Source organism: Caballeronia sp. M23-90, from assembly GCF_053574605.1.
On sequence record NZ_JBSIPA010000216.1, the window covers coordinates 1 to 10,554 of the forward strand.

Consider the following 10,554-nt stretch of genomic DNA (forward strand, 5'->3'; position numbering starts at 1 on the left):
CGTATGCCATCCGCTCGGCGGTGTTCGTGTTCGGCGAACGGCTGAGTTTTCCACCCTTGGTACGGACTGCGCTCAGCTTTGTGCCGGTGACGGTGCTCACGGCGATTATCGTGCCGATGACGATTGCTCATCATGGGAATGGCGGTCATCACGTATGCCATCCGCTCGGCGGTGTTCGTGTTCGGCGAACGGCTGAGTTTTCCACCCTTGGTACGGACTGCGCTCAGCTTTGTGCCGGTGACGGTGCTCACGGCGATTATCGTGCCGATGACGATTGCGCCTCATGGCGGCGGCGCCGAACTGACGTGGCGTAATTCGCAACTGGTCGCGGCCATCGTGGCGTTAGGCGTGTGTGCCTTGACGCGCAAGCCTTTGCTGACCATCGCCATTTCGCTTGCGGTGTTTTTCTTCTGGCAACTTGTTGTGGTGGCCTGAAATCCGGCGTGCTCAGGGAAGCGTCGCGGGCGGAGTGATTTCACCGACGTCAGCGTAGATTTCACCGACGTCAGCGTAGATCTCGGTCAGCAGTTTCACGAATGCACTGATCTTCGGGCTAAGCTGGCGGCGCGTTGCATAAAGCGCCCATACTTCCACGCTCCGGTCGCGCAAGGCGCCCAGGTTGACCAAGCGTCCGCTTTGCAGCGCGGCGCGAGCCAGATATTCGGTCATTACCGCCGCACCGGCGCTCGCAAGCGCAGCGTCGCGAACCATGGATATCGATGAAAACCGCGCGACCGTTCTCGGATGCAGTGTGCGTGCGCCTTGCGCTGACTCGATATGCCAGACGTCATTATCCGGCGATGAAAGAAGGCTCACGGCCGGGACGGCGCTATCGTCTTTCAAGGCATCGGCAATCTCCGGCGATGCCACCACGACCTGCGGCCCGCGCAGAAAACACCGGCCGGCCAGTGCCGTATCGGGCGCCGGATTGGCGCGGATCACCACGTCGTAATCCTCCGCGATCAGATCCACGAACCGGTCCTCCGCGATCACCTCGATGCGCACATCCGGATATTCATCGATATACGCCGCCGTCAGGCGCCCCATGGCTTCGTAGGCCAGAAAAGTCGGCGCGCTGATCCGCAACCGGCCGCTCGGCCGCCGCGAGGTCATGCCGACCACGTCCGCCGCTTCCTCGATTTCGGCCAGCAAGCGCCCGGTGCTGGCGTGCAGAGCCTGTCCTTCCTCCGTCAGCATCAACGCGCCCGAGCCGCGTTGCAGCAGGCGCACCCCAATTGCTTCTTCAAGTTGCATCACATGTCGCGAGAGACTTGCCTTGGGCCGCCCGGTCGCACGGCTCGCGCGGCCAAAACCGCCGTGTGTGACGACGGCATTGAAATCCGATAACGCATGCAGGTCCATGGCCGTTCCATCGATGAGACAAGTTGTCTCAATAATAGGGCTTTCGTCCCGTCAAGGGAACGCCCAGAATGAATTCACACCATCACCTTTTTTGAGGGATTCATCATGACTATCCTGGTTACTGGCGCCACGGGCGCTGTCGGTTCGCAAGTTGTTCATCGGCTGGTCGAGGAGGGCGCAAGCGTGCGGGCCATCGCACGTTCGCCCGAAAAAGCCAATCTGCCGGCAAGCGTCGACGTGCGCAAAGGCGACATGACGGATATCGCGTCGATGCGTGCGGCGCTCGAAGGTGTCGACACGCTGTTCCTGCTCAACGCGGTCGTCGCCGACGAAGTCACGCAGGCGATCCTCACGCTGAGCCTCGCGCGCGATGCCGGCATTCAACGCATCGTCTATTTCTCGGTGTTCAATTCAGACCGCTTCACCGACGTTCCCCACTTCACGGGCAAATACACGGTCGAACGGATGATCGAGGAATTCGATCTGCCGGCCACGATCCTGCGCCCGAGCTATTTCATCCAGAACGATGCATCGATGAAAGAAGTGATCGCCGGCAAATCGGTTTATCCGATGCCCGTAGGAAGCGTCGGCGTTTCGATGGCCGACACCCGCGACATCGCGGAAATAGCCGCCATCAGTTTGTTGCAGCGTGAACGTTCGGCGACGCCGTTGCCGCGTGAAGTGATCGACGTGGTCGGTCCGCAACCCATGACCGGCAGCGCGTTGGCCGCGATCTGGAGCGAGGTTCTGGGCAAGCCCGTGAACTACGGCGGCGATGATCTCGATGCATTCGAAGCGCAAATGGCGAGCCGTGCGCCAAGCTGGATGGCACGCGACATCCGCCTGATGCTCGGCCGTTTTCAGCGCGACGGCATGGCGGCGAATGAGCGCGCCGTTGCACGGATGACCGAGTTGCTCGGGCGGCCGCCGCGGTCGTATCGTGATTTCGCCGTCGAGACGGCTAAGGAGTGGGCCGCGAAGTAAAGCGCGGGTCCGATGATCGGCGTGTCGCCCCCGGTCATCGGACCCGCGCGCCAATGTGATCGCGCCCACGATGGTCGCGACAACCGCAAGACCATTCGTCCCGTTCGCCGATGCCCGGTCACAACGCATCAGGCCGGGGACCGCATCAAACTTGCCGATATTGGCATACCTCCTGAAGTAGCGGCCTGCCGGGCGGTCCGTGAACGAACGCACGCGTATGATCTATCCCTGACAAGCAAGAACACGGGCCAACACAGGGAGATATCAGGCGCATGAAGTTCGACACTATTGTGCTGGGCGCGGGCATCGTAGGGGTATCGATTGCAGTGCATTTGCAAAAGCTCGGCCGCTCGGTCGCGCTCGTGGATCGCAAGCGTCCGGGCCTCGAGACATCGTTTGGAAATGCCGGACTGCTGCAGCGCGAAGGGGTGTATCCGTACGCGCTTCCTCGCGACATCAGCACGTGGATGCATTACGCAAAGAATGACTCCATCGATGTCCATTACCACCGCGACGCGCTTCCCGCGCTTGCGCCGTTCCTCTGGGCGTACTGGCGCAACTCGGAACCCGCGAAGCACGCGGCCATCGCGCGTCAATACGCAACGCTGATCGAACATTGCGTGACCGAGCATGAAGTCCTCGCGCGCGAGGCGGGCGTCACGGATTTGCTCAAGCCAACGGGCTGGATCAAGGTCTTCCACACCAACGCCGCACAGGACGATGAGGCGCGCGATGCAGAACGCTGGCATCGTGAATTCGGTGTGCATTACACGCTGCTCGATCCTGCCACGTTGCAGAAGACCGAGCCGCATCTGGACCCATCGCTGGTGGGCGGATTGCATTACACGGACGCGGTATCGGTCAATGATCCGGGCGCGCTGGTCGCGGGTTATGCCGCGTATTTCGAGCGGCTGGGCGGACGTTTCTTCAACGGCGACGCGACCACCCTTGCCGAAGATGGCAACGGCTGGCGCGTGATGACGCAGGAAGGGCAGGTCAACGCATCGACTGCAGTGATCGCGCTGGGGCCATGGGCGAAGGACGTGACCGCGGCGTTGGGATATCGGTTGCCGCTCGCGGTGAAGCGCGGCTATCACATGCACTACACGCCGCAGCCGGGCACGGTGCTGAACCATCCGGTACTCGATGTCGACAACGGTTTCCTGCTTGCGCCAATGGCGCGCGGCATCCGCCTGACGACAGGCGTGGAGCTGGCCGAACGCGATGCGCCGAAGACACCCGTGCAACTGCTGCGCGCCGAGCCTGTGGCGCGGACTCTGTTCCCGCTCGGCGAGCGTGTAGACGATGAACCCTGGATGGGCCGCCGTCCGTGCACGCCTGACATGATGCCGATCATCGGACCTGCGCCGCGTCACAAGAACATGTGGTTCGCATTCGGCCACGCGCATCATGGGCTCACGCTCGGCGCGGTGACGGGCAGGCTGATTGCATCCATGATGACGGGCGAAGAACCGTTCATCGATACCACGCCGTTCAGGGCAGACCGCTTTGCGGCTTCGGGGGCACGTGAGAGGGACACGTGAGAGGGACACGTGAAAGGGACCCGTGAAAGTTTCCGTGTCGAGCCGTAGAATCGTCGTAACTCGAGCATGCCGATTCCTTTCTTTCTAATGGCCGACAATGAACACACCCGTTACGAACCAACCCGAGATCTGGCTGATCCGTCATGGCGAAACAGAATGGAGCAAGTCGGGCCAGCACACCGGCCGCACGGATATTCCGCTGACTGACCATGGCCGCGAACAGGCGCGGGCACTCCGGCCGGTGCTCGCCGCGCAAAGCTTCGATCTCGTGCTGCACAGCCCGATGAGCCGCGCACGCGACACGTGTGAGGAAGCCGGCTTGATCGCGCACGCCGAAGAAGAGCCGCGTTTGAGCGAATGGAACTACGGCATCTACGAAGGCCGCAAGACGGCGGATATACGGGCTGAAGAGCCGGACTGGTCCGTGTGGACATCGCCGATACCGGAAGGCGAGAGCGTTCAGGATATCCAGGCGCGGGCCGAATCCCTGATCGCGCGTTTGCTTGGTACGAACGGCCGTATTGCGCTCTTTTCCCACGCACACTTTCTACGCGTGCTCGGCGCCTGCTGGATAGCGGATTCGGCCGCGCTCGGCGCACATCTGTTGCTCGATACCGCGTCCGTCAGCGTGCTCGGCTTCGATCGCGAATCGCGCGCGCTCAAGCAGTGGAACGTCACGCACAGGCCGGCCTAGAACAGGTCCTCGTGACGGCAATTCACAAGGATCTCGGCGACGCTCGCGGTATTCGGCATCGCGATCGTATTGGCGATGAGCACCGCCAGATCCTCGGGCTGTGTCATTGCTTGCGGTTCGAGATCCGCGATGCCGGCCGCCATGTCCGTGTTCACGAAGCCCGGGCAAATGGCGGTTGCACGAATGCCATCGTCCCATCCGGCGCGCCGGACGGCGTGGTTCAACGCAATCACCGCATGCTTTGACATCTGATAACCCGCGTTCAGGTTCTTCACGCGCTTTCCCGACAGCGATGCAATCTGCACCACGCGTGCATCGCCGGGTTTGCGCAGATGGGGCAACGCGGCCTGGATCAATCGGAACGGCGCCTTGACGTTGATATCCAGCGTCTCTTCGAGCATGTCGTCGGTGCCGTCTTCCAGCGTGATATGCGTACAGATCCCGGCGTTGCTGATCAGCACGTCCAGTTGTCCGAAGTGTTCGATGCTGGCGTCGACCCAACGGCGTGCGCTTTGCGGATCGCGGGCTTCATACGGGAACGTGAAGGCATCAAATGGAAATTGCACCGACGACGGATCGCGCATTCCCAGCGATAACCGATACCCGCGTTTATGCAATTCCGTCGCAACCGCCAGTCCGATACCGCGATTCGCGCCGGAGATCATCGCTACTTTGCTCATTGCCGTGGGTCCTTAGAAGCCTGCATCGATCACGATCTTCGTGCCGTCGCTGAAGCGGTTCAGCCGGAACATATGTGGATCGACAAGCGGTGTGTCGTTCGTGACCAGATCAGCCATCAGTTTGCCTGCCGCCGGTCCAATGCCGAAACCGTGCCCCGAAAACCCTGTGCCAATAAAGAGTCCCGGCACCGTTTGCACGCCTGAAATGACGGGAATCGCGTCGGGCGTGATGTCCATCAGTCCCGCCCAGCGCTGCGCGATACGCGCGCCGCTCATGTGCGGAAAGACCTTCACGAACTCGCGCAAACCGGCATCGGTGTATTGCGAAATCGGCTCCGGATCGAGCGTGCGGACGTCTTCGAACGCGGTGCGTTTGTCGAGCGCCCATTTACGCGGACGGCGCATTTCTTCGAAGAAACGTTCGCCTACGCCAATGCGCAGCGCGCCCAACTGGCTCTTGAGCGCCGGGATGTATTTGGGGAAAAGCCGGAAGCTGTCGGGCGTGATATCAGTATAAGTGCGAAAGCCGAAAGCGATCGTATAACCGCCGTCCGCGCGCTTGCGGAATGCGAACTCCTTGTTGCTCGCGCTCACGGCGGGACCGCCCTCGATGGGCGCGGTACGCAGCACGGACGCCTTGACCATCAACTGCGGCACCTCGATACCCAGGTTCCCGCAGAACAATCGAGACCACGCGCCGCCCGCGACGACCACGCTTTTGCAGCGGATCGTACCAAGTTCGGTGACGACGGCGCTCACGCGGCCCGCGCTGGTTTCAATGCCGCGCACGGCGCACGGCGTCAGGATTTTCACGCCGCGTTTGCGCAACGCGTTTGCAATGGCGGGCGCGGCTCTTTGCGGTTCGGCGCGGCCATCGCCCGCTGTGTACAACCCACCCTTGAACGCACGCGATGCACCCGGCAACAAGCTCGCCACGGCCTTGGCGTCGATCTCACGTGTATCGAATGCGTCCTTGCCGGCCAGTGCCTGCGCTTTCTCGAGCCACACACGATGCGCTTCCATCTTGGCGTCATCGTTGGCCATGTACAGGATGCCGCATTGCTTGAAACCGGTATCGATCCCAAGCGTTTCATCGAGCTTGCGCCACAGCTTCAAGCTCTCGATGCTCAGTTCGAACTCGCGCATGTCGCGATGCGTGACGCGCACCCAGCCCCAGTTGCGGCTCGACTGTTCGCCGGCGATATGCCCCTTCTCGCATACCGCCACGCGCAGGCCTTTCTCGCTGAGATAAAGCGCCGTGCTCACGCCGATGATCCCGCCGCCGACTACGACGACGTCCACTTCGGCGGGCAGGGTGGTGTCGTCGGCGACGGTCTCGACTTGTGGTCCCATATGACGTTCTTTCTCCGCTTCGTTTTTAAAGCTGCGTAGTCACGCATGAGTTAGTTATGTTGCCCGGTCATGCTGGTGCGTGCGGCTGCCGCCTGACGCTTGAGCTGCTTGCGGGTGGTCGCGTTGGCGTCCCCGGAGCGCGGATTCGAATGCCGGTTTGTCCATCGGTCGATATGATTGATTGCGTGCGTGAGCGGTATGGTGATCAGCAAATAGACCAGACCCGCCGCAACCAGCGGCGACAGGTTCGCGGTGTTCACGGACGTGTTCTGCCCGATAGTGAAGAGATCACGCTGCGAAGTCAGCAGGCCGAGAAAATAGACCAGGCTCGAGTCCTTCACAATGGAGATGAACTGATTGGCAAGCGCGGGCAGGATGCGCCGGATGCCCTGCGGCACGATCACATGGCGCATGGCGGTCCAGTAGTTCATACCGAGCGCCTGGCACGCGGAGAGCTGACCTTTGCCCACGCTCTGGATGCCAGAACGAAAAATCTCGGCTATATACGCCGATGAAATCAGCCCGAGCGCCACGATTGCAAGCGGATACGGATTCGGCCCGAAGATCGCGAGGCCGACCGGCGCAAGTCCCTGCCCGACCAGCAATATCACGAGCGCCGCGGGCAAGCCGCGAAACACATCCACGAACACGCGCGCCGGCATTTCGAGCCATCGCATATGCGACACGGCCATCAGCGCCAGCACCATGCCCGCGACAATCCCGAGCAGCGTTGAAAACAGCGAGAGCACCAGCGTATTGACAAGCCCGGTTTCGAGCAGCGCCGGCAGCGATCCCGTAAGCAACTGCCAGTCGAGGAAGTTCTGCAGGAATGCATTCATGGCGCTCTCCGGAAAAGGGCAGGCTTGGGCGTTCAGCTACCGGTTTTCATTGCGTATGGCGGCAGGCTTGCAGGCTTCGGATAACCCGGATGGAACTGCGTGTAGAGCTTCATCCACGTGCCGTCCGCGACCAGATCGTTGAGTGTCTTGTTGACTGCGGCTTCGAGTTTCGCGTTGCCCTTGCGCATCGGGAAACCAGCCGGCAAGTTGATCGCCGAGATATCGAGCCGGTCTGCGATCTTCATTTGCGGGTATTTTTCCTGCAAGCCGTCCACGAGCGATTTGTCGATGAAGAAACCGTCGATATATTTTGAACGCATGGAGAGAAAACCCGCGTTCAGGTTCGGAAAACGCACGATCTGCGCGCCCGGCAAATAGCTGTCCGAGTACGTGTCTTCGATGGTGCCTTGAATCACGCCAATGCGCTTTCCTTTGACAGAGGCCTTGTCGCTCGTGATCGCCGTGGTCTCCGGCAAGGTCGCGACGCTCAGCAAGCCGGTGAGGTAACCCTCGGAGAAATCGACCATCTTCAGCCGGTCAGTCGTGATCGAAATGGACCCGGCCGCAAGATCGATTTGCTGGTTCGTTACGCTCGGCAACAGGCCGCTGAAATCCTGCGCGCGAAAGTCGACGCTCAAGCCGAGCTTCGCGCCGATTGCACGCAATAGTTCGACATCGAAGCCCGTCATCTTGCCGTTATCGATGTAGGAATACGGCTTGTTGTTCGCATCCACGCCGGCCATGAGCTTGCCTGGTGCGAGCGTGCCGAGGTCATCGGCATGAGCGCTTGTCGCGGTCATCAACGAAAGAGGCACGACAATCGAAAGAAGGCTGAACAGGTGTCGAAACCGCATGTTGGTCGCTCCAGGAAGAACCGCAGTGGATTAAAGGATAAAGCCTCAAAAAAACCCGTGTCAGGACAGCGCGCCACGCACCCGGCCGTTCCAGCAATCGTCGAGCTGATAAAGCGCCGCGCCCACGGGCACGCTCAACGTACTCGCAATGCCGCCAGGACTCAGCGGGAACGGCCCTTCACCGAAAGCGCCATGTGCGGCTTCGAGCCCGAGCAGGGACTTCGCGATGCGCTGCCCGAGGTAAGACATGAGCGCGACGCCATTGCCGTTGCAACCGAGCGCATAGAACACACCGTCACGTTCGCCGATGTGCGCGAGCTTGTCGCCTGTCATCGCGACATAACCTTTCCATGCGTGCGTGATGCGGACATCGCGTAATGCGGGCCAGAGCTCGACCATCTTCGCACGCAAGATCCGCGCGGCTTCACGTTCGCCGACTTCCCTGAACGATGGCCGCGAGCCGAACAACATGCGGGTTCCATCAGGCGATGGCCGCGTGTAAAACAGGTTGCGCTTCGAGTCGCTGATCATGCGGCGCCCGGGGTTCAGCACGTCCATGAGTCCGGGAGGCAGCGGTTCCGTTGCGATCTGATAACTTGCGACGGGCAGAACACGTCGCGCAAAAAAGGGCGTGAGCCGGCCGGTGTAGCCGTTGGTCGCAACCAGCACGCGACCCGCGTTGATCTTGCCGCGTGCCGTATGCACCGTGAACCGCGTACCCGTCCTTTCGATGCGCTCGACCGCCGCGTGCGAATGCAGCGTCGCGCCACGCCGGCGCGCAAGATCACGCAACGCGCGATGATATTTGGCGGTATGCAGGCCGCCGTATTCATCGACGAGAATGCCGCCATAGTAATAATCCGATCCCACGACCGCGCGCTGTTCCGCGCGGGTCACCACGTGCACGGTCACGCCGGTTTTCTCGCGCAAGAGTTCGCCCTGCTTGCGCAGCCGCTCGAAATGCCCAGGCGTGAACGCGCCGAAAAACCGGCCGGTGATCTGCAGGCCGGCATCGAGCGATTCTTGGCTTACGAGCTGTTTCAGGTACTCGAAACTTGCGTTGGATTCAGCCATCAGGCGGCTGAGCCGTTCCGCCGAAACCCCGCGAATCGCGTTTGTCAGTGCAAGCTTCTGTCCGCTCGACACCATGCCGCCGCTGCGCGTGCTGCCGCCCGAGCCAATCTCGGCGGTGTCCAGAACGGCGACTGTCGCGCCATGTTGCGCCGCTTCCGCCGCCGCCGATAACCCGCAATACCCGCTGCCCACGATCGCTACGTCCACATTCGCGGGCAACGCCACGCGCGATGTCTCCGGCGGTGCCTCGTCCCACCAATAAGGCGCGATGCGAAAGTCATCGTGAAATAGCAGTGAGTCGGCTCGCATGGATATCGCTAGGGAATGACGTTGCTTAGACGTTGGGTGGGCTCTACGTGGCTTTCAGTCTAGGAGCGCCGCTACTATCCGGTCAAATACGGCCAAAAACGGCTGCTATTCATTTTTGGTATGGCAATCTCGAACGATTACTCCGAGGAAAGGTCATGAACCAGCGGCAGATCGAGGCATTCAGGCTTGTCATGTTGCGCGGATCGATGACAGCCGCTGCCGAGGAGCTCGGCACATCGCAGCCGAGCATCAGCCGGTTGATAGCGGAGCTGGAGGCATCGACGGGACTCGCGCTTTTCACGCGCAACGGCGGACGGATCCAGGCCACCGATGCAGGCAGCGCGTTTTATCGCGAAGTGGACCGGAGTTTTGTCGGCATCGAAAAGCTTGCGCATTCAGCGCGTGAAATCCGGCAGTTCGGCAGCGGCCGCTTGCGGCTGGTTGCAGCGCCCGTGGTGGCGTTATCGTTCGTTCCGCTTGTGATCGAGCGGTTCCTGGCGGCGTATCCGCGCATTGCGGTATCGCTGGAAATGCGCAGCGAAGGGACCATCCAGCGATGGGCGTCATCAGGGTACTGCGACGTTGGCTTCGGCACCATCACACCCGACGCGTTCGGCGTCACAAGCGCGGAGCTGTACCGGCTGCCGGGCGTATGCGCGCTGCCCGCCAACCATCCGCTTGCCGCACGGGAGCGCATTCACGCACGGGATTTGAAAGACCAAAGCCTGATTTTGCCGTCCTATGCGGATGACACCCGTTCCGCGCTCGATCGCGCGTTGCGGCAGGCCGGTGTGAACCAGGTGCCGACTATCGAGACGCCTTACGGCGCGACGATTTGCGCGAGGGTAGCGAGCGGGTTCA

General features: G+C 61.4%; 11 protein-coding genes and 1 pseudogene. 6 read left to right on the forward strand and 6 right to left on the reverse strand.

Annotation, left to right across the window (positions count from 1 at the left end):
- Positions 1-26 precede the first annotated feature (26 nt).
- Together ACRXB1_RS20280 and ACRXB1_RS20285 are read left to right on the forward strand one after the other, a co-directional pair.
- A pseudogene (locus ACRXB1_RS20280) lies at positions 27-83 on the forward strand (AzlD domain-containing protein); the annotation flags it as partial.
- Positions 84-132: 49 nt separating this feature from the next.
- Positions 133-435 carry an AzlD domain-containing protein gene (locus tag ACRXB1_RS20285; RefSeq protein ID WP_449493010.1) on the forward strand — a complete coding sequence of 101 codons (303 nt, stop codon included), beginning with the start codon at positions 133-135 and terminating at the stop codon, positions 433-435.
- 12 nt (positions 436-447) lie between these two features.
- Here the strand turns inward: ACRXB1_RS20285 and ACRXB1_RS20290 are convergent, their stop codons facing one another.
- Entirely contained in the window at positions 448-1,362 is a 915-nt protein-coding gene (locus tag ACRXB1_RS20290) for a LysR family transcriptional regulator (RefSeq protein WP_449493011.1), read from the reverse strand.
- A gap of 105 nt (positions 1,363-1,467) precedes the next feature.
- Between ACRXB1_RS20290 and ACRXB1_RS20295 the strand changes: the two genes are divergently transcribed.
- From ACRXB1_RS20295 to ACRXB1_RS20305, 3 genes are all read left to right on the forward strand, one after another.
- Complete coding sequence (locus ACRXB1_RS20295; RefSeq protein WP_449493012.1) at positions 1,468-2,346, forward strand: SDR family oxidoreductase; 879 nt, start codon at positions 1,468-1,470, stop codon at positions 2,344-2,346.
- Positions 2,347-2,618: 272 nt separating this feature from the next.
- On the forward strand, positions 2,619-3,890 hold the full coding sequence (locus ACRXB1_RS20300) for an NAD(P)/FAD-dependent oxidoreductase (RefSeq protein ID WP_449493013.1): 1,272 nt from the start codon (positions 2,619-2,621) through the stop codon (positions 3,888-3,890).
- Between the two features lie 97 nt (positions 3,891-3,987).
- Positions 3,988-4,584, forward strand: coding sequence for a histidine phosphatase family protein (locus ACRXB1_RS20305; protein ID WP_449493014.1), 597 nt, complete (start codon positions 3,988-3,990; stop codon positions 4,582-4,584).
- On the opposite strand, the gene ACRXB1_RS20310 is transcribed toward ACRXB1_RS20305, so the two are convergent.
- From ACRXB1_RS20310 to ACRXB1_RS20330, 5 genes are all read right to left on the reverse strand, one after another.
- A complete protein-coding gene (locus ACRXB1_RS20310) occupies positions 4,581-5,264 on the reverse strand; it encodes an SDR family NAD(P)-dependent oxidoreductase (protein ID WP_449493015.1) in 684 nt (227 codons plus the stop codon). The two genes, ACRXB1_RS20305 and ACRXB1_RS20310, sit on opposite strands and share 4 nt — an antisense overlap.
- A 12-nt stretch (positions 5,265-5,276) precedes the next feature.
- Positions 5,277-6,617, reverse strand: coding sequence for an NAD(P)/FAD-dependent oxidoreductase (locus ACRXB1_RS20315; protein ID WP_449493016.1), 1,341 nt, complete (start codon positions 6,615-6,617; stop codon positions 5,277-5,279).
- Between the two features lie 50 nt (positions 6,618-6,667).
- Positions 6,668-7,456 (reverse strand): amino acid ABC transporter permease, encoded by a 789-nt coding sequence (locus ACRXB1_RS20320; RefSeq protein ID WP_449493017.1) that lies wholly within the window; start codon positions 7,454-7,456, stop codon positions 6,668-6,670.
- Positions 7,457-7,488: 32 nt separating this feature from the next.
- Positions 7,489-8,256 carry a substrate-binding periplasmic protein gene (locus ACRXB1_RS20325; RefSeq protein ID WP_305954606.1) on the reverse strand — a complete coding sequence of 256 codons (768 nt, stop codon included), beginning with the start codon at positions 8,254-8,256 and terminating at the stop codon, positions 7,489-7,491.
- Between the two features lie 114 nt (positions 8,257-8,370).
- A complete protein-coding gene (locus tag ACRXB1_RS20330) occupies positions 8,371-9,693 on the reverse strand; it encodes an NAD(P)/FAD-dependent oxidoreductase (RefSeq protein WP_449493018.1) in 1,323 nt (440 codons plus the stop codon).
- Positions 9,694-9,848: 155 nt separating this feature from the next.
- On the opposite strand from ACRXB1_RS20330, the gene ACRXB1_RS20335 reads away from it, so the two are divergent.
- Positions 9,849-10,554 (forward strand): LysR substrate-binding domain-containing protein (locus ACRXB1_RS20335; RefSeq protein ID WP_449493019.1); only part of this gene is annotated, 706 nt, incomplete at its 3' end.

Bases quoted from the DNA above. Each gene is read 5' to 3' on its own strand.
- ACRXB1_RS20285 (WP_449493010.1), top strand. From the start codon at position 133: ATGGGAATGGCGGTCATCACGTATGCCATCCGCTCGGCGGTGTTCGTG.
- ACRXB1_RS20290 (WP_449493011.1), bottom strand. From the start codon at position 1,362: ATGGACCTGCATGCGTTATCGGATTTCAATGCCGTCGTCACACACGGC.
- ACRXB1_RS20295 (WP_449493012.1), top strand. From the start codon at position 1,468: ATGACTATCCTGGTTACTGGCGCCACGGGCGCTGTCGGTTCGCAAGTT.
- ACRXB1_RS20300 (WP_449493013.1), top strand. From the start codon at position 2,619: ATGAAGTTCGACACTATTGTGCTGGGCGCGGGCATCGTAGGGGTATCG.
- ACRXB1_RS20305 (WP_449493014.1), top strand. From the start codon at position 3,988: ATGAACACACCCGTTACGAACCAACCCGAGATCTGGCTGATCCGTCAT.
- ACRXB1_RS20310 (WP_449493015.1), bottom strand. From the start codon at position 5,264: ATGAGCAAAGTAGCGATGATCTCCGGCGCGAATCGCGGTATCGGACTG.
- ACRXB1_RS20315 (WP_449493016.1), bottom strand. From the start codon at position 6,617: ATGGGACCACAAGTCGAGACCGTCGCCGACGACACCACCCTGCCCGCC.
- ACRXB1_RS20320 (WP_449493017.1), bottom strand. From the start codon at position 7,456: ATGAATGCATTCCTGCAGAACTTCCTCGACTGGCAGTTGCTTACGGGA.
- ACRXB1_RS20325 (WP_305954606.1), bottom strand. From the start codon at position 8,256: ATGACCGCGACAAGCGCTCATGCCGATGACCTCGGCACGCTCGCACCA.
- ACRXB1_RS20330 (WP_449493018.1), bottom strand. From the start codon at position 9,693: ATGCGAGCCGACTCACTGCTATTTCACGATGACTTTCGCATCGCGCCT.